The organism is Kutzneria sp. CA-103260, from assembly GCF_018263855.1.
Lineage (GTDB): Bacteria > Actinomycetota > Actinomycetes > Mycobacteriales > Pseudonocardiaceae > Kutzneria.
In genome coordinates this window covers 8,232,071-8,250,358 of the sequence record NZ_CP073318.1, presented here as the reverse complement: position 1 = coordinate 8,250,358, position 18,288 = coordinate 8,232,071, and the positions used below count along the sequence as shown (strand labels likewise).

17 protein-coding genes are annotated in these 18,288 nt (G+C 69.6%); 14 read left to right on the top strand and 3 right to left on the bottom strand.

The window, feature by feature from the left end; translation table 11 throughout:
- The first annotated feature begins 6 nt into the window (after positions 1 to 6).
- Positions 7 to 3,237 (top strand): AfsR/SARP family transcriptional regulator, encoded by a 3,231-nt coding sequence (locus JJ691_RS36245; RefSeq protein ID WP_211764042.1) that lies wholly within the window; start codon positions 7 to 9, stop codon positions 3,235 to 3,237.
- Positions 3,238 to 3,245: 8 nt separating this feature from the next.
- Here JJ691_RS36245 and JJ691_RS36240 read toward each other — a convergent pair whose 3' ends face one another.
- Positions 3,246 to 3,515 (bottom strand): hypothetical protein, encoded by a 270-nt coding sequence (locus JJ691_RS36240; protein ID WP_211764041.1) that lies wholly within the window; start codon positions 3,513 to 3,515, stop codon positions 3,246 to 3,248.
- A gap of 166 nt (positions 3,516 to 3,681) precedes the next feature.
- On the opposite strand from JJ691_RS36240, the gene JJ691_RS36235 reads away from it, so the two are divergent.
- The 7 genes from JJ691_RS36235 (at position 3,682) to JJ691_RS36205 (ending at position 12,284) form a co-directional block, all read left to right on the top strand.
- The gene (locus JJ691_RS36235) at positions 3,682 to 4,380 is read left to right on the top strand and encodes a Crp/Fnr family transcriptional regulator (RefSeq protein WP_211764040.1); all 699 of its coding nucleotides are present in this window, start codon (positions 3,682 to 3,684) and stop codon (positions 4,378 to 4,380) included.
- 123 nt (positions 4,381 to 4,503) lie between these two features.
- Entirely contained in the window at positions 4,504 to 5,280 is a 777-nt protein-coding gene (locus tag JJ691_RS36230; protein WP_211764039.1) for a hypothetical protein, read from the top strand.
- On the top strand, positions 5,280 to 7,505 hold the full coding sequence (locus tag JJ691_RS36225; protein ID WP_211764038.1) for a hypothetical protein: 2,226 nt from the start codon (positions 5,280 to 5,282) through the stop codon (positions 7,503 to 7,505). Before JJ691_RS36230 ends, JJ691_RS36225 begins: the two co-directional genes overlap by 1 nt.
- Positions 7,480 to 8,895: a hypothetical protein gene (locus JJ691_RS36220; RefSeq protein ID WP_211764037.1), complete on the top strand. Its 1,416-nt coding sequence runs from the start codon at positions 7,480 to 7,482 to the stop codon at positions 8,893 to 8,895. The genes JJ691_RS36225 and JJ691_RS36220 overlap by 26 nt, the downstream gene beginning before the upstream one ends.
- Positions 8,885 to 10,237 (top strand): DUF4407 domain-containing protein, encoded by a 1,353-nt coding sequence (locus tag JJ691_RS36215; RefSeq protein ID WP_249227238.1) that lies wholly within the window; start codon positions 8,885 to 8,887, stop codon positions 10,235 to 10,237. The genes JJ691_RS36220 and JJ691_RS36215 overlap by 11 nt, the downstream gene beginning before the upstream one ends.
- Before the next feature lie 162 nt (positions 10,238 to 10,399).
- Entirely contained in the window at positions 10,400 to 10,963 is a 564-nt protein-coding gene (locus JJ691_RS36210) for a hypothetical protein (protein ID WP_211764036.1), read from the top strand.
- A 166-nt stretch (positions 10,964 to 11,129) separates the two neighbouring features.
- Positions 11,130 to 12,284 (top strand): IS30 family transposase, encoded by a 1,155-nt coding sequence (locus tag JJ691_RS36205; RefSeq protein ID WP_442912793.1) that lies wholly within the window; start codon positions 11,130 to 11,132, stop codon positions 12,282 to 12,284.
- 70 nt (positions 12,285 to 12,354) lie between these two features.
- Here the strand turns inward: JJ691_RS36205 and JJ691_RS36200 are convergent, their stop codons facing one another.
- Entirely contained in the window at positions 12,355 to 12,606 is a 252-nt protein-coding gene (locus JJ691_RS36200; RefSeq protein ID WP_211764035.1) for a MoaD/ThiS family protein, read from the bottom strand.
- A 4-nt stretch (positions 12,607 to 12,610) separates the two neighbouring features.
- On the bottom strand, positions 12,611 to 13,669 hold the full coding sequence (moaA, locus tag JJ691_RS36195; RefSeq protein WP_211764034.1) for a GTP 3',8-cyclase MoaA: 1,059 nt from the start codon (positions 13,667 to 13,669) through the stop codon (positions 12,611 to 12,613).
- A 116-nt stretch (positions 13,670 to 13,785) separates the two neighbouring features.
- Here moaA and JJ691_RS36190 point away from each other — a divergent pair, with 116 nt between their 5' ends.
- The 6 genes from JJ691_RS36190 (at position 13,786) to JJ691_RS36165 (ending at position 18,228) form a co-directional block, all read left to right on the top strand.
- Positions 13,786 to 14,286, top strand: coding sequence for a MarR family winged helix-turn-helix transcriptional regulator (locus JJ691_RS36190; protein WP_211764033.1), 501 nt, complete (start codon positions 13,786 to 13,788; stop codon positions 14,284 to 14,286).
- A 106-nt stretch (positions 14,287 to 14,392) separates the two neighbouring features.
- Positions 14,393 to 14,782: a TOBE domain-containing protein gene (locus tag JJ691_RS36185; RefSeq protein WP_211771925.1), complete on the top strand. Its 390-nt coding sequence runs from the start codon at positions 14,393 to 14,395 to the stop codon at positions 14,780 to 14,782.
- The gene (gene modA / locus JJ691_RS36180) at positions 14,779 to 15,564 is read left to right on the top strand and encodes a molybdate ABC transporter substrate-binding protein (RefSeq protein ID WP_211764032.1); all 786 of its coding nucleotides are present in this window, start codon (positions 14,779 to 14,781) and stop codon (positions 15,562 to 15,564) included. Before JJ691_RS36185 ends, modA begins: the two co-directional genes overlap by 4 nt.
- Positions 15,561 to 16,343, top strand: a complete 783-nt coding sequence (locus JJ691_RS36175) for an ABC transporter permease (RefSeq protein WP_249227237.1) — start codon at positions 15,561 to 15,563, stop codon at positions 16,341 to 16,343. The genes modA and JJ691_RS36175 overlap by 4 nt, the downstream gene beginning before the upstream one ends.
- Complete coding sequence (locus tag JJ691_RS36170) at positions 16,340 to 17,434, top strand: sulfate/molybdate ABC transporter ATP-binding protein (RefSeq protein ID WP_211764031.1); 1,095 nt, start codon at positions 16,340 to 16,342, stop codon at positions 17,432 to 17,434. Before JJ691_RS36175 ends, JJ691_RS36170 begins: the two co-directional genes overlap by 4 nt.
- A complete protein-coding gene (locus JJ691_RS36165) occupies positions 17,431 to 18,228 on the top strand; it encodes an HAD-IIA family hydrolase (protein WP_211764030.1) in 798 nt (265 codons plus the stop codon). Before JJ691_RS36170 ends, JJ691_RS36165 begins: the two co-directional genes overlap by 4 nt.
- Positions 18,229 to 18,288: the final 60 nt, after the last annotated feature.

Genomic DNA, 18,288 nt, shown 5'->3' with positions numbered 1-18,288 from the left:
GCTGGCGTGTCCCCTGACATGCGCTTCCGCATTCTCGGCCCGCTTGAGGTGTCCAAGGCCGGCCGGCCGGTGCCGATCCGCGCGGCCAAGCACCGCACGCTGCTGGCCAGCCTGCTGCTGCGGGCCAACCGGGTGGTTCCGGTGGACGCTCTGGTGGAGCGGCTGTGGGCCGGCAACCCGCCGGCCCGGGCCCGCGGCACGCTGCAGACCTACGTGCTGCGGCTGCGCCAGACCCTCGGCGACCCGGCGCTGGTGCGGACCGCGCCCGAGGGCTACTACATCGACGTGCCGCCGGGATCGGTCGACCTGGAGCGGTTCCGGGAGCTGTCCGACGAGGGCACGCGGGCCGGTGACGCCGGCGACCTGACCGCCGCGGCGGCCGCGCTGGACGAGGCCCTGCAACTGTGGCGAGGTGCCCCGCTGGCCGACGTGCCGTCGGACTCGTTGCAGCGCAACGTGGTTCCGCAGCTGGTGGAGCAGCACCTCCAGGTGCTCGAACGCCGTATCGACATCGAGTTGCAGCGCGGTCGGCACCAGGCGCTGATCGCCGAGCTCCAGTCGCTGACCGCCAAACACCCGGCGCGGGAGCCGTTCTGGGGCCAGCTGATGCTGGCACTGCACCGCAGCGGCCGGCAGGCCGACGCGCTCGCCGCCTACCAGGGCGTGGCCGGCTACCTGGCCGACGAGCTGGGCATCGACCCCGGCGAGCCGCTGCGCCGGCTGCACCAGGCCATGCTGCGCAACGACCCCGAGCTGCTGGCCCCGATCGCCTCCGAGGCGACGCGGCCGGTGGTCGTGCCCTCGCAGCTGCCGGCCGACATCGCCGACTTCGTCGGGCGGGCGGAGCTGATCGACGAGCTGGTGGCCCGGTTCGAACTCGGTCCGCCGGACGGGCCGATCGCCGTGACGGGGCCGCCCGGCGTCGGCAAGACCGCCTTCATCGTGCATCTCGCCCACCGGCTGCGGCCCCGTTTCCCCGACGGCCAGCTCTACGCCAACCTGCGCGGCTACGCCCTCGGCCCGGCGCTGAGCACCGCCCAGGTGCTGTCCCGGTTCCTGCGCGCGATGGGCGTGCCGCCGGAGCAGATCCCGATCGACGTCGACCACCAGGCCGCGGCCTTCCGTTCCCTGGTGCACGGCAAGCGGATCCTGATCGTGCTGGACAACGCGGCCGCGGCCGACCAGATCCGGCCGCTGCTGCCGCCGGCCGCCGGCTGCGCGGTGCTGGTGACCAGCCGCAACGACCTGCGCAGCCGGCTGCTCGACGTGGCCACCGTGCTGCTGGAGCCGCTCACGCCGACCGAGTCCAGCCAGCTGCTCAGCGCCGTGCTCGGGCCGGAGCTCAAGGATCTGCCGGCCTCCACCGAGCTGGCCCGGCTGTGCGCGTACCTGCCGCTGGCATTGAGGATCGCCGCCGCCAACCTGGCCAAGTCGCCGCCGTCAGGACTGGCCGACTACGTCGCTGAGCTCCGCAACGGCAACCGGCTGTCGGCGCTGAGCATCGCCGGCGACGAGGGCACCGCCGTCCGGGCCGCCTTCGACCTTTCCTATACGACGCTGCAACCGCGGGCGCGGGAGCTGTTCCGGCTGCTGGGTCTGGTGCCCGGCCCGGACTTCACGCCGCAGGCCGCCGCCGCGCTGCTGGCCAGCGACACCGCCGACGCCGGGGACCTGCTCGACCAGCTCGCCGCCGTGCACCTCGTGCAGCAGGTGGTGCCGGGCCGGTTCCAGTTCCACGATCTGATCCGGCTCTACGCCGCGCAGCGTGAACACGAGGAGAACACCCGCACCGAGCGGGACATCGTGGTTCGACGGCTGCTCGACCACTACCTCTCCGGCGCGATCGGCGCGGCCCACGTGGCCTACCGGGATCTGGTGCGGCTGGTCGTCGGCCGGCAGCGGGGCCGGCAGTTCGCCACCGAGGCCGACGCCGTGGCCTGGCTGGACGCCGAGCGCCTCAACCTGATCGCCGCCTTCGGCCATGCGGCCCGGCACCACCTCTCCGAGCACGCCGTCCGGCTGGCCGACGCGCTGCGCGGCTACTTCCTGGCCCACCAGTACAACGTGGACTGGTTCGCCACCGCCTCCACCGCCGTCACCGTGGCCCGGCGGGCCGGCGACCGGCGCGGTGAGGCCGCGATGCTGTTCAACCTCGGCTCCGCGCAGTGGAACATGGACCGGCAGGAAGAGGCCATCGACAGCTTCCTGTCCGCCGCCGAGATATTCCGCGAGCTCGGCGCCGACGACGGGGCGGCCGCCTCGCTCAACAACGCGGGCAACTCGCACCTGGAACTGGGCCAGTTCGACGAGGCGGCCGCGTACTTCGACGAGGTGCTGGAGCTGGCCCAGCGGGCCGGGCTGCGGGACATCGAGGTGATCGGGCGGGCCAACATCGGCTTCGTGCTGCTGGAACTGGGCCGGCTCGGGGAGGCCATCGAGCACTGCCGGCGGTCCATCGAGCTGTGCCGGGACGCCGGACTGCGGCACTGCGAGGCCCACAGCGTGGCCAATCTCGGGGCCGCCCTGCTGGAACGGGGCCATCCCGACGAGGCCATCGAGCAGTTGACCACCGCGCTGGGCATGTTCCGGGCGCTGGGGGAGATGAACGGCGGCCTCGAAGTGCTGCACCGGCTGGCCAACGCGTACCAGATGACCGGGCAGGGCGAGCCCGCGCTGGAGCTGGCCCGGGAGGCGTTGGGCAGTGCCCGCCGCACCGGCAACCGGCGGGCCCAGGCCATGAGCCTGTCCGTGGTGGGCCTGACCCTGCACATGTCCGGCCGGTACGACGACGCCATGCGGTGCTTCGACGAGACGCTGGCCGCCATCGACGAGGTCCGGCACCTGCGCACCCGGCTGTGGGTGCTGATCGGCGGCGCGATGGCCATGAGCTCGGTCGGCCGCCTCGAGGAGGCCCTGGTCACCGGCCGGCAGGCGCTACAACTCGCCGCCCCGCTGCCGCTGTACCGGGCCCGGGCGCTGATGTTGTTGGCCCTGCTGCTGATCGGCCGCGGCGGCGAGCAGGCGATGACCGACGCCTACGCGTTCGCCGTGGAGGCACGGGGGATCTACCAGGAGGCCGGCAATCCCAATGGCTCCGCGTGGTCCCTGCACGCGATGGCGCAGGTGCGGAAGTACCGCGGCGATATCAGGGCCGCGGACGAGCTCAACCGCGAAGCCCTGCGCACCGTCGACGGCCGGGCCTGGGCGGAACGGATTCGGGCCGCCATCTCCGGCTAGATCGTGTTTCAGATGTGGCGCGGCGAGATGGTGGTGGCAGCCGAGACCATCACCATCACGGCCCTCAGCCCCTGAAACACAGCCTGGAAGTGTGGTGGCCTGGAAATGGCCAATTCTGGGTGGTCGGAGGGGTGAAGGTGGGTTCCCTTCGGCTGGATGGCGTAACTTTGTGGTTGTGTGAGCGCGCAAGTGGTGCGGCGATGATGTGAACCTTTTTCATCTTGTGGCGGGGTGGGGTGGTTTGTGCTGGTAGCGGGAGGAGTGAAGATGTCGGACATGGAGGGAAGATCATTTTGAAGAAGGGGTAAAACGCTAATCGGTTGTGGGGGGTGCCTTTTGCTGTACCCTGACGGGTAACGCGGCGGTGGGGTCCCGCGTGTTGATTACCGGCTGAGCGTCTTGCTCTCGAGAGTGGCGGTGCATTTGCCATCGGTGAGGTGTGCGATGCGGCTGAAGTGGCCCGACGGGACACTGATGGCCAGGCTGAACGAGGGGACGCAACGGGATCTGCTGATGCTTGCCGAGCCGCGAGAATGTCCGACTGGCACCGTGCTGATCAGACAGGGGGTCCCGCGGACCGATGTCCATTTGCTGCGATCGCGGCAGGTGGAGTCCTCGGTCTGCGTGAAGGTCACCGCTACCGCGCGTAACGGCGACGAGAGTCTGCTGGGTATCCGGGTCAGTGGCGACGTAGTGGGTGAACTGGCCGCGCTGCGCGACGGCAACAGGACGGCCACGGTCACCGTCTGCGCCCCCAGCATCGTGCACGCCATTCCGCATCGAGACTTCATCGAGTTTCTCAACAGTCATGTCGATGCCTGGGAAGCGCTGTGTCGAATGATCGCCGATCGGCTCGACTGGGCGAACCGTCGCCGCCTCGACTTCGCCGGCTACGACGTGCCCTGTCGGGTCGCCAGGGTTCTGCTGGAGCTGGCTGACCGGCACGGTCGGCCGGTGCTGGACGGCCATGAACTGGGAGTCCGGCTGTCCCAAGAGGAAATCGGCAAGCTCATCGGCGCGAAGGTGGACATCGTCGGCCTGGCCATGCGTCAACTGCGGACACAAGGGCTGGTGACCTCGTCCTATCGCCGTGTCATGATCAACAATATGGATGGTCTGCGAGCGTTCGCCGACCGCTGCTGACGGCTCGCGAAACCCCTGATTTTTCCGGAATCTCGCCTCAGCCGGTGTGTCAGAATCCCTCCGCCGGATCGTCCTGGTCGGACGAAACTCCGTGCTCATCACGCTTGTGAAAGGACGCCACCCTTGGTTCGCGACGCCGCCTATGGTCGTCGTCTGCTGATCTCCGTCGACGCGAAGAGCTACGGAAGCAGTGATGATCAACATCAAAGTGCGATTCAGTCCGGCCTGCTGACGGTGTTGAACCGGGCGGCCGACCGGACCGGGTTCGACCGATCCGCCTGGGACATTCAGTCCGGTGGTGATGGCGAACTGTCGGTTCTCCCGTCGGGGGAGTCGTGGATGGAACCACGGCTCGCCGGCGACTTCGCTCACGAACTGCGCAACGCCCTGCGGGACCACAATCACGAACTGCAGGACAAATACCGACTTCGCCTGCGGGTGGCCGTCCATTACGGCGTGGCCGTGCCCGCTGACAACGGATTCTCCGGCCAGGGTGTGGTTGTGGTCAGTCGACTCGTCGACAGCCGGCCCGCCAAGGAGGCGCTCAACCTCGTGCCGGGCGCCGATCTCGTGCTGATCTTGTCCGAGCGGGTCTTCAACGACGCTGTCCGGCAACGGCATGCGAGCCTGTGGGAGGCCGACTTCCGTCGCGTGCGAGTCCAGAACAAGGAATTCGACGAATTCGCCTACCTGCATCTGCCGGGCCATGACATCCACGCGGTGAGGCTGCCGGAGGACGGCTCCAGCGCGGCGGCGCCTGACGCCGGCGGTGGGAATCAGGACGCCGGCCGTGTCAGCGCCGAGCCCGCTGACCGCCGCGGGGCCACGGTGGTCACGGAGATCCATGGCGCTGTGGACGCCAGCCACGCTGTTTTCGGCATCGTCAACGGACGACAGTGATGGCCGAGGCCGCCACCAACGATTCGGAGGCCGGAGGGCCGGATGAGCACCCGCCGGAGCCGTCCGAGACCAGGGATCCCCGGCCGGACGAGGCTCCGGATCGCGACGAGCTGCACGGCACGGACTTCGAGGAGACGAAGTCCGACGCGGTGAACAGCGAAGCGCGCCGGGAACCGACCGACGAGCGCGAGAAGGTTCAACAGGTCAACTTCAACTTTCACGGTCCGGTCGATGCGTCCAGCGGGCACTTCGGCGTCGTCGGCGTCGGCGGCGCGCCACCGAAGCTCATCGGCAAGCTGAGCGACACCGAGGTCGGCGCCGCGCTCCGCAACTACGTGCCACCGAGAAGGTACGACGACGCGCTGAGCGCGCTGGCCACCGACCACGCCGTCGTGCTCGAAGGGCGGCGTGGCAGCGGCAAGCGTGCCGGGGCGATGTCGCTGCTGCGCGAGGTGACTGACGGGCCACTGGTGCGCCTCTCGCCCGCCGCCGCCGTGGAGGAACTCGCCCAACGTGTTTACGAGGCGGGCTTCGGATACCTGGTGATCGATCGTAAGGACGCCGGTTCCGCCGCGGACACCGAGTTCAGCTGGCATGCCGTTCGCAACCGGGTGCGTGACTCCCGCGCCTGGCTCGTGGTGACAACCACGGACAACTGCGTGGACGAAGGCGACAGCGTTGTCCATGTCTCTTGGGTGCAGCCGGAACTGCGCGAGCTGCTCACGGCGTGGCTGGGCGGCGAGCAACCCGACAGGATCGCCGCCATCGAGCAGGCGTTGGCCGGCGAGCACACCATGACCGACCTGGCGGCCATCGGCCGCAGGGTCGCCGAGGACGACGACATCACCACGGCGCTCAAGGAGTTTGGCCTCGCGTCGCGGGCGCAGGTGCGCCGGTGGTTCGACGGAGAGGGCGACCGCACGCGCCGCCAGCTGCTGGAAGTGACAGCGATGGCGTTCCTCGGCGGTTGCAACGAACGCTCCTTCGAGTCGCTGCTGGCCCGGTTGGAGGAGATGCTCGCGGACAGGGTGCCGGTGCCCTCACCTCCGGAGGAGGAAGCACCGCCGCGCGCCGACGACGTCCTTCCCCAGCGACGCCATGCGATGCTCGCGGAATCAGGTCTGCTGGGCGTCGAGCAGGTCATGGTTCACGGGGTGACCGGACAGGTCCTTGACTTCCGGGTCGGCACCTACCGCCGGCATGTCCTGGCCGAGCTGTGGCGTCGGATGGACGTCACGACTTTCTGGGACACCGTGCGGGAGTGGCTGCACGAGATCGTCGGGGCCGGCTACAGCGCGGTCGGCCTGGGGCACAGCGAGAGCATCGCGGCCGGCCTCGCCGAACTGGCCCGGGTCGCCTTCGACGAGGTGTGGACCTCGTACCTCAAACCCTGGTCGGAGCCCACGCAGAGCTGGGCCGGCGCAACGACCGCGATCTACACCCTCTGGTCGATGTGTTACGACGAGGACATGGCGCCGGTGGCGCTGCGCACCGCCGAGCGCTGGGTGTACTCCGGCGATTCGCGAAAGCGGTGGATGGCGACCGTCGCGTTCAGCGGCGCCCTGGGCAGCACCTATCCGATCGTGGCCACCAACCGCCTGTGGTACCTGATCAGGCAGAGTGGGCAAGGCGACCGCACGGCCCGTTGGGCGATGGCGGATCTGTTCGCCCTGCTGGCCAAGAGCACCGAGGACGCCGGCATTGTGCTTCGGGTTCTGGAGACGCGCTGGAAGACCCACGGTGCCGTGGGCGGGAACACTCAACTGCGTACGCTCGCCATTGCCACGATCAATGAGGTGGTGACCGCGCCCGGGGCCGGCTCCGGGCGGTCCTCGCTGTTCCGCTACGTGCACGCGTTTCCCGACAAGATCCCGTTGGCGGCCCGGCTGTGGGCGGTTGTGCTGTGCCATCGACCGTGCCGCCGCCGCGTGCTCGAGTGCCTGCTTGACGGCCTGTACGACCTCCACCGGGTCAGCTCCCAACCACAGTCCGTGGTGCGGGATCTCGGCGCGGCCTTCGCCGAGGCCCTGCCGCCCGACGAGCACGCCCCACTGATCCACGACCTGGCTGCCGTGCAGGCCAGACACATCCGCAGACCGGCCGTCGGGCCGGCCGCCGACCGCGCGCGAGTGATCGACGCACTGGTCCAAATCCTGTTGTCCCCCTTGACAAGCGCGATTCTGAAGCGAGAGAAAGCAGATGGCACAGGCGTATCCGATCGTTGAACAGCGTTCCCTCGGCGCGGCCCGCAAGCGCGGCCCGTTCGGGTGGGGCCGGCAGACCCGCGACGAGGGCGAGCTGCTCAAGCCGAACGCCCACGAGACCCTGGTCTACCGGGTGAACGGCCAGTACGTCGTGGACAACGCGAGGCGCGGCCTCGGGCACGAGCAGGTGGTCGAGGCTTCCCACATGAGCCTGGTCGACATGAGCCGCGACATGCCGGTGATGGTGCGGCTGGAGATCCCCTCGTGCGAGGCGAGCCCGTTCACCGTGCAGGTCACGTTCCTGTGCACGGTGAACGATCCCGTCGTGGTCGTGCGCGAGGGGCTCAGCGACGCCGAGAACGTGCTGGGCGGCTATCTGCGCCGCCATCAGCGGATCTTTGAGCTGGGCCAGGACTACCGCATCGACCAGATCAACGACGTGCGGCGTGACGTCAACGCGCAGATCACGGCGTTCACCGTGGTCGATCCGCCGATCGAGCCGGGCATGCTGATCAAGACTGCCGGCGTCGAGGTCCTCACGCCGGACGAACTGGTGGAGTTCGAGCGCCGCCGCCGGCAGCAGCGGCAGGAGAACACGATCGCGAGCGAGCGGATTCGACTCGAGCACTCGCTGGACACCGAGCGCGAGCGCAACGCCCACCACCTCAACGACGTTCGGCAGCGCAACACGAACGACCTTGAGGACGCGCGTCAGCAGCACGAGCACGAACGCGACTACCGGGAACAGCAGCAGACCTTCCTGTCCGAGGCGGACGCGCAGCGGCACAACCAGATGCTGGCCGCCGAACGCGGCGAGTTCGAGCGGGCCCAGTTCCGGGAGGTGATGGAACTGATCGGCTCGGATCCGGTGCAGGCCGTGCAACTGGCCTACGCCAACGGAACGCTGAACCCGACCGAGTTCGCCGAGCAGCTGCGCTTCTACCAGGAGCGCGAGCTCAGCCTTGAGGAAGCGCAGCAGGTCCGCGACCGGGAAGACCGTCTGGCGTTGCAGAAGCAGGAACGCGAGGACCGGCTGCTCGAGCTCGCGGCCCAGCGCGAGGAACGCGCCCTGGCCCGCGAGGATCGGCGCATCGTGGCCGAGGCGGAGCGCGAGGACCGGCGCCGCGAACGGCAGTGGCATCGGGACGACCGGCTCCGGCTGGAGAAGTCCAACCGCGAGGACCAGCAGCAGCGGGTCAAGACGAACCTGGAGATGCTGCAGAAGCTGATCGAGCGCGGCAGCTTCGACAACCTGGCGATCAACCTGGAGAAGGTGGACAGCTTCGTCAACAACGCCCTCGAGGCTGCCCAGGGCACCTCGGTCGATGCCGCGGCGCCCGACGAACTGCCAGCGCGGAGCGAGTCCGAGCAGGCCATCGACGTCGATGTGAGGGAAGAAGATGCCGGCTGACACCATCGACCTGGAGTCGCCGGTGTCGCAGCCGGACACCGGCGACCTCCCCGTCGGTCTGTACCGGCCCGTGTTGCCGGCCCGCGGCCTCGGCGCGCGGCTGCGAGGTTTCATCGGGGTCCGTGAGGACATCCTCGACTGGGTTCCGGAGGAGCGCGCGCGGTACACACGACTCGGCGCGATCGTGCTCAACACCGGCCTGATGGCCGCGTTGTCCCTGCTTGTCGCGCTGACCAGCATCACCTCCGTGCTGTGGGTTTTCCTGATCCCCGCGGCACTGGTGTGGGGCTACGTGATCGTCAGCTTCGACGGGTGGCTCATCGCGGGCACCCACGGCCTGGTCAACGCGGCGAAGCTGCGGATCTTCATCCCGCGGCTGGCCATCTCGGTGCTGATGGGCGCGGTGATCGCGGAACCGCTGCTGCTGTGGGTCTTCCAGCCGGCCATCCACAAGGAGGTGCTCGACAACCGCCAGCAGGAGATCACCGCGTACACCGGCCAACTCACCCTGTGCAACCCCGCCTCGGGCGACGTGGTCGCCACGCCGGCCTGCGGCGACTTCCATGTCAACGTCGCCGAATCGCCGAAGTCGGTGCAGGAGCAGCTCGACAAAACCCTCGCGAGCCGCGACCAGCTGCGCGCCCAGGTCGACGAGGCCAGCAGTCATCTCGCCGGCATGGAGGCCACTGCCACCAACGAGTGCGCTGGCACCAAGGGGCCCGGGCTCACCGGCGTCATCGGTGACGGCGCCGAGTGCAAGTACGACTGGAACGCCGCCAATCAGTACCGGGTGGACAGCCAGCTCGACCAGCGCCAGCACGACCTGACCGGGCTGACCAACCAGGTCACCGCGCTGACCGCGAATCTGGCCCAGGCGAAGACCGACTACGGTCGGCACGTGGCCGACGCGATCGCGGCACAGGTGCGCCAGAAGGCGGCTGACCAGGGCGACATCGGGATCCTGGACGAGGAAAAGGCGCTGGAGACCCTGTCCGGTCGGAACTTCGCAGTGTTCGCCGCGCAGTGGCTCGTCCGGCTGCTTCTGATAGCGATCGACTGCCTGCCGGCGCTGGCCAAGATGATGAGCAGCAGCACCACCTACGACGAGCTGTTGTCCCATCAGCTGGAGACCGCCCGGAACCTGCGCCACCGCTACGTCAGCATGCGGGAGCGAAGGGATTCGGCCGACAACGAGGTGCGGGTGCGGCACACCGAATACGGCCTGCACGCCAAACTGGAACGGATCAACGAGATCGACCGTCTCGACCGCGCGCAGCGCGAGGCCGACAAGCAGGCGCACATCGAGGCCCTGGCCGCCAAGTTGCGGGCCCGTCAGTCCTGATCTTCGAACCGAGGCGCCGGCCGCTGTGCGGTCGGCGCCTCGGTCAGTTGCGCCTGCCGGGGCCGTGAATCCGCCGACCGACGCCACCTGGATGGCGGTGTGGCGGATGAGTCGGGACCGTCGATAAACGTCGGAAATGGGGGTGTTCTGCGAGGAGGAGCCATGCAACTCCTGGTGGGGGTGCTGGGAGCCGTGCTCGGGGCGCTGGTCGGTGGCGTGGTCGCTTACTTCTCGACGCGATCGCGCATACGGCTTGAGGTGGAATACGCGCACGACCAGACGCTGCGAGACAAGAGACTGGAGCACTACCAGCGGCTGTTCCACATATCGCGGTGCCTGCCCCGGTACTGGCGCGCGGTGGAGCAGCCGGCGAGAACCGAATTGCTGACGTTCCGCGAGGAGTTCCACAACTGGTACTTCGGCGAGCAGGCCGGCGGGCTGTTCCTGACGCCCCGGTCGAAGGCGCTGTACCTGGAACTCCAGAACGCGTTGTGGGCGGCGGCACGGCCGGATCAAGATCAGGAAGACCAGGCGGTGAGCGAGCTTTCGGCGGAGGAGTCGAGACGGTTGCGGACGTTGGCCAGTGAGCTGAGACATCAACTGGCCGAGGACGTCGGGGCCGCCCACCCGCCCCGGCTGCGGTGGACCAGGCTGGGACCAACAGCCCCGCCGTCGATGTTGGAGAAAGTCGATCCCACCGAAGATCGTGGCCAGTCCCGGGTCTAGCCACCGGCATTCAACGTCATGAAGGGCCCCATCGTGACGTCTTGGGTTCTAGTGGTGGTTGCAACACCTGACCTGTGCAGGGGTTGCAGTGTTCGAGATCCGCAAGGACCGGGTCCCCCAGGGCCGTAAGAAGTTGCTCGCCGAGCGCCAGCACTACCGTGATCTTGTGGCGCACGGAGTAGGCACCATCGAGGCATGCCGAATCGTCGGGATCAACCGCCGCACCGGGCACCGGTGGCGGTTCGGCCGGGCCAGCACGGCGGGGCGGACGACCAGCGCGTCGTTCGCCCCGCCGGGCTGTCGGCCTCCTGCCCGACCGGAGGTGTCCTCACGGTTCCTGTCGGTCGACGAGCGGATCGTGATCGCTGACCTGCGCCGGGCCGGGACCGGGGTCCGGGCCATCGCGGCCGAGCTGGGCCGCAGCCCGTCCACGATCAGCCGCGAGCTTGCCCGCAACAGCCACCCCGGCAGCGGGGACTACCGGCCGCACGCGGCCCAGGCCCGCGCCGAGAGCCGCCGGCCACGCCCGAAGACCGGCAAACTCGCGGCCTGCCCCGAGTTGCGGGAGCGGGTGCAAGGCATGCTGGTCGAGCGGTGCAGCCCGGAGCAGATCGCCCACCGGCTGCGCCGCGATCACCCCGACCGGCCGGAGCTGCACGTGACCCACGAGACCATCTACCAGGCCCTCTACGTCCAAGGACGCGGCGAGCTGCGCCGCGAGCTCACTCGCGCTCTGCGCACCGGACGCGCGGTGCGCGCACCCCGCCGCCAGTCCGATCAGCGCCAGGCCCGGTTCACCACGCCGATGGTCATGATCAGCGAACGCCCGGCCGAGGCCTGCGACCGCGCTTATCCCGGGCACTGGGAAGGCGATCTGATCATCGGCCTGGGCAACGCGTCCGCGATCGGCACCCTGGTCGAGCGCGCGACCCGCTACGTGATGCTGGTCCACCTGCCCGGACGACGGGACGCCCAGACCGTCCGCGACGGGTTGATCGCCACCATGGCCACCCTGCCCGCCCACCTGCGCCGGTCGTTGACCTGGGACCAGGGCGTGGAAATGGCGCGGCATCACGAGTTCAGCATGGCCACCGGCATGCCGGTCTACTTCTGCGACCCGCACTCCCCGTGGCAGCGCGGCTCCAACGAGAACACCAACGGTCTGCTGCGCCAGTACTTCCCCAAAGGCAGCGACCTGTCCGTGCACACGCCCGAGGACCTGACCGCGGTCGCCGCCCAGCTCAACCGCCGGCCACGCAAAACGCTCGGCTGGGACACCCCAGCCGAGCGTCTGGCTAAGCTCCTGACCGACGCCAGTTGATCACCTGTGTTGCAACGACCCCTGGAATCCGCCCGTTCAACGAGAGGATGGGGCCCTTCATGACAGCAGCCTAGCCGCCGGCGAAGGGCGGCAGCACGTCCAGCTCGACGCCACCGCCGACCCGGATTCCCGTGTCCCGCACGGCAATTCCGTCCAGCAACAGGCTGGAGGCGGTGAGCACGCGGGCCAGACCCTCGCCGTGCCGGTCCCGCACCAGCCGCAGCACGTCGTCCACTGTGGACTCCGGGGTCAGGGTCAGCTGCTCGTCGCCGACCCCGGCGGCCGCCTTGGCCCCGGCGAAGTAGCGGATGGTCAACACCACGCGGTCAGCCTCCGATCGCGCTCATCGGACGGTCCGGCTGCGCGAATCCGTCGTCGTTGATGCCGTGCCCCTTGGCCTTGCCCCACATCGCGGCCCGCCACAGCTGGGCCAGCTCCTCGTCGGAGGCGCCGGCGCGCAGCGGCCCGCGCAGGTCGGTCTCGGTGGTGGCGAAGAGACAGGTCCGCAGCGCACCGTCGGCGGTCAGCCGGGTCCGGTCGCAGGCGGCGCAGAACGGCCGGGTCACCGAGGCGATCACGCCGACCGTGGCCGGGCCGCCGTCGACCAGCCACCGCTCGGCCGGCGCGGCGCCGCGCCGGGCCGGTTCCGGGGTCAGGGTGAACTTGGCGCTGAGCCGGTCCAGGATCTCCTCGGCGGTGATCATCTTGTCCCGGTCCCACTCGTGCTGGGCGTCCAGCGGCATCTGCTCGATGAACCGCAGCTGGTAGCCGTGGTCCAGGCAGAACTGGAGCAGGTCCGGCGCCTCGTCCTCGTTCACGCCGCGCATCAGCACCGTGTTCACCTTCACTGGCGTCAGCCCGGCGTCGTGGGCCGCGGCCAGGCCGGCGAACACGTCGTCGAGGCGGTCCCGGCGGGTGATCGCGGCGAACCGGTCCGGCCGAAGTGTGTCGAGGGACACATTGATGCGGTCCAGTCCGGCCAGGGCCAGCTGGTGGGCCTTGCGGGCCAGCGACACCGCGTTGGTCGTCAACGACATGCGGGGCCGCGGGCGCAGTTCCGCCGCGGCCGCGAGGATCTGCGGCAAATCCTTGCGCAGCAGCGGTTCCCCACCGGTGAAGCGGAGCTCACGGACGCCGAGTTGGCCCACGGCGACCCGGATCAGCCGGATCAGCTCGGCCCCGGTCAGCAGATCCTGGCCCGGCAGCCACTCCAGGCCCTCGGCCGGCATGCAGTACGTGCACCGCAGATTGCACCGGTCGGTGAGGGAAACCCGCAGGTCAGTGGCGACGCGGCCGTAGGTGTCGATCAAGTCCGGCCGATCGGGACGCGTCGAGGTGTCGGGGGTGCTCCGCACGCCCGGAATGCCTAGCTCGACGGGTGTCATCACGATCAGGGTAGTCGCTGGACGCCCTAGTCTTGACCGCCGCGGAACAGCGTTCGGCGGTTATGATTTCTTTAGGACCGAGTGTCTTAGCAAGTAAGCGGGTTGAGGTGGTGGCGATGTCCGAGACGGCCGAGGCCAAGGCGGTCTACCCGGTCAGCGACGAGGAGCTGGAGCGCTTCTCGTGGCTGGGGCGGGACAGCAGCCTGGTGACGGTGATGTTCCATGCCCGCATCGCCGAGCAGCTCGGGCTGTCCGCCACCGACCACAAGTGCCTGGACCTGGCCGCCCGCGGCGGCGAGCCGATGACCGCCGGCCGCATCGCCGAGCTGTCCGGGCTGTCCACCGGCGCGGTCACCGGCGTGATCGACCGGTTGGAGCGGGCCGGCTACGTGCGCCGCGTCCGCGACCCGCACGACCGGCGCAAGGTGCTGGTCGAGGTCACGCTCAGCGACCGCGACCCGGAGCGGTTCGGCGTGCTGTTCAAGGGCGTGTCGGAGATGATGGCCCGGGTCCTGTCGCACTACACGCCCGAGCAGCGCGAGCTGCTCTACGCCTACGGCAGCGAGATCCTGGTCGAGATGCGCAAGGAGATCGCCAAGATCGCCGCCAAGGATTGAGCCGATCGGTTAACAAATCCTTATCTGCGGAGCTATCGCTCTTCTCGTGCCGCACCAGCGGAGCTAGCCTCGGCGCGTGACTCGACCCGAAGCGCCCACCTACCGGGTGTCCGAGGCCGCCGTGCTGCTTGGCGTGAGCGATGACACGGTGCGCCGCTGGCTGGACGCCGGCCAGCTCACCGCGGGCGTCGACGCCGCCGGCCGCAAGGTCGTCGACGGCGCCGAGCTCGCCGTGTTCGCCCGGGCCCAGGCCAACGCCGTGCCCGACCCGTCCGGCGTCGGCCGGTCGGCCCGCAACCGGTTCGTCGGCCTGGTCACCGAGATCGTCGAGGACAAGGTGATGGCCCAGGTCGAGATCCAGAGCGGGCCGCACCGCGTGGTGTCGCTGATGAGCACCGAGGCGGTCCGGGAACTGGGCCTGACCCCCGGTGTGCTGGCGGTGGCCGTGGTCAAGTCCACCCAGGTGATCGTCGAAACGCCGGGAGGCATGTCGTGAGGAAACTCGTTGTCGCCATCGGGTCGGCCGCGCTGCTGCTGACCGCCTGCGGTGGTGGGTCGGCGTCGTCGTCGGGTGCGTCGACGACCAGCAGCGCGCCGGCCGAGTCGGGCACCCTGACCGTGCTCGCCGCGGCCTCGCTGACCACCTCGTTCAACAAGCTCAAGGACGAGTTCCAGGCCGCCCACCCCGGCGTCACCGTGAAGATCACCTACGACGGCTCGTCCACGCTGGTGCAGCAGATCACCAACGGCGCCGCCGCCGACGTGTTCGCCTCGGCCGACACCGCCAACATGGGCAAGATCACCAAGGCCGGGCTGAACGACGGCACGCCCCAGGTGTTCGCCCGCAACAAGCTGGAGATCGCGGTCCCGCCGAGCAACCCCAAGAAGATCGCCGCCTTCGCCGACCTGGCCAAGCCCGGCACCGTGGTCGTGGTGTGCGCCGACGCCGTGCCCTGTGGGGCGGCGGCGTTGAAGGTCGAGCAGGCCACCGGCGTCACGATCACCCCGGCCAGCAAGGAAACCGCGGTCACCGGCGTGCTGTCCAAGGTGGAGTCCGGCGACGCGGATGCCGGTCTGGTCTACCTGACCGACGTCAACTCGGCCGGCAGCAAAGTCAAGGGCATCGCGTTCCCCGAGGCCGACAAGGCGATCAACGACTACCCGATCACCGTGCTGAAGAACTCGCAGCAGTCGGCCATCGCCAAGCAGTTCGTCGACTTCGTGCGCGGCGACGCCGGCAAGAAGGAGCTCGGCGCGGTCGGCTTCCAGCTTCCGTGAGACGGTCCGTCCCGGTCCTGCTCTGGATCCCGGCGGCGCTGGCGCTGGCCCTGGTCGTGCTGCCGGTCATCGGTCTGGTGGCCCGCAGCGACCTCGGCCAGCTGCCGGCGCTGGTGGTCAGCCCGGCCGCGCTGGAAGCCCTGTGGCTCTCGGTGCGGACGGGTGTGGCCGCCACGCTGCTGTCGCTGGTGTTCGGCGGTCCGCTCGCGGTCGTGCTGGCCCGCGGGCGGCTGCCGGGGCTGCGGCTGCTGCGGGCCATCGTGCTGCTGCCGCTCGTGCTGCCGCCGGTCGTCGGCGGCCTGGCGCTGCTGTACCTGTTGGGGCGTAACGGATTCGGTGGTCAGGTGCTGGGCCTGTTCGGGCTGCGGCTGCCGTACACCACGGCCGCGGTGATCATCGCCCAGACGTTTGTCGCCATGCCGTTCCTGGTGATCGGCCTGGAGGGCGCGCTGCGCAACGCTGGCGAGCGCTACGAGGCCGTGGCCGCGACGCTCGGCGCCGCGCCGTGGACGGTGTTCCGGCGGGTCACCGTGCCGTTGTTGTTGCCATCCCTGGGATCCTCGCTGGTGCTGGCGTTCGCCCGGTCGCTGGGAGAGTTCGGGGCCACCATCACCTTTGCCGGAAACCTTGAGGGCACAACGCAAACCCTGCCACTGTTGGTCTACGAGCAGTCACAGTCCGATGTGGATGCCGCCGTCGCGGTGTCGCTGCTGCTGGTCGTGCTGGCGATCGTGGTGATCGCCGTGGCCCGGCCGAGGTCGATCGAGGGCCGCCTGTGAGCCTCGATCTCGACCTCACCGTTCGCCGCGATTCCTTTGCCCTGTCTCTACAACTGTCCGTAGCTGACGGCGAAGTGGTGGCGGTGCTCGGCCGCAACGGCGCCGGCAAGTCCACCCTGCTGTCGGCGCTGGCCGGGCTGCTGCGCCCCGACGAGGGGCGGATCGAGCTCGGCGGCCGGGTGCTCAACGACGCCGCCAAGGGTGTGCACGTGCCGCCCCACCTGCGGGGAATCGGCCTGCTGGCGCAGGATCCGCTGCTGTTCCCGCACCTGACCGTCGCCGCCAACGTCGCGTTCGGACCGCGTTCCCGGGGCGTGTCCCGGCATGACGCCAACGCCCTGGTTTCGCAGCTTTTGTCCGATGTGGACGCCGCCGAGTTCGGTGCGCGACGGCCCAGCCAGCTTTCCGGCGGGCAGGCCCAACGCGTCGCCGTCGCCCGGGCACTGGCCTCCGAGCCGGAACTGCTGCTGCTCGACGAACCCTTTGCCGCGCTTGACGTCGACGCCGCCCCAGCGCTGCGGGCCATGCTCCGGCGGGTACTCCGAAACTCGTCCCGCACGGCCTTGCTCGTCACCCACGACCCGTTGGACGCCCTGGTGCTGGCCGACCGGGTCATCGTGCTCGCCGACGGTCGGATCGTCGAGCAGGGCGAGACCCGGGCCGTGCTCGGCCGGCCCCGCACCGCCTTCACCGCCCGGATCGCCGGCCTCGACCTCGTGCCCGGCGTCTACGGGCCGTCCGGGCTGGTCGCCGAGGACCTCGTCCTCAGCGGACACGTCCCCGAGCCCATCGACGAGGGCTCGCCCGCCGTCGCCGTCTTCGCGCCGGCCGCGGTCGCCGTGCACGTCGAGCCACCCGCCGGCAGCCCCCGCAACGTGTTCGGCGCGGTCGTCGGCGGCCTGGAGCCGCACGGCGACCTGATCCGGCTGCGTGCCGCCCGCGCCGTCGACGGCCCGTTGTGGGTGGACGGGCTGGCCGCCGACCTGACCGCCGCCGCCGTCGCCGACCTGGGCATCGAGCCCGGCACCCGGATTTGGCTCGCCGTCAAGGCGGCCGAGGTGGCCCTGCACCCGGTCGCCGGGGGATCATGACGTCCATGGCCTGGAACTACCTGATGGACATGGACGGCGTGCTGGTCCACGAGGACCACATCATCCCCGGCGCGGACCAGTTCCTGGAGGAGCTGCGGGACCAGGAGATCCCGTTCATGCTGCTCACCAACAACTCCATCTACACCGCCCGCGACCTGCGGGCCCGGCTGCTGCGCACCGGCATCGACGTGCCCGAGTCGGCCATCTGGACCTCGGCGCTGGCCACCGCCAAGTTCCTCGACACCCAGCGGCCCGGCGGCTCGGCCTACGTCATCGGCGAGGCCGGCCTGACCACCGCCCTGCACTCGATCGGGTACGTGCTGACCGACAGCGACCCCGACTACGTCGTGCTGGGCGAGACCCGGACCTACAGCTTCGAGGCCATCACCAAGGCCATCCGGCTGGTCGACGCCGGCGCCCGGTTCATCGCCACCAACCCCGACGAGACCGGCCCGTCCCGGGAGGGCCTGCTGCCGGCCACCGGCTCGGTGGCCGCGCTGATCGCCCGGGCCACCGGCCGCGAGCCCTACTACGTCGGCAAGCCCAACCCGCTGATGATGCGGTCCGCGCTGCGGGCCATCGGAGCGCACTCCGAGAGCACCCTCATGATCGGCGACCGGATGGACACCGACGTGCGGTCCGGCCTGGAGGCCGGCCTGCAGACCATCCTGGTGCTGTCCGGCATCTCCGGGGCCGACACCGCCGAGCGCTTCCCGTACCGGCCGACCATGGTGATCGAGTCCATCGCCCAGCTCGTCGGCAGCGCCGCCGACCCCTTCAAGCACGCACGGTGACCACCCGCCTGCGGTCCGTTCGAAACCAAGAATCCCCAGCTCACGGAGATCATTTCGATA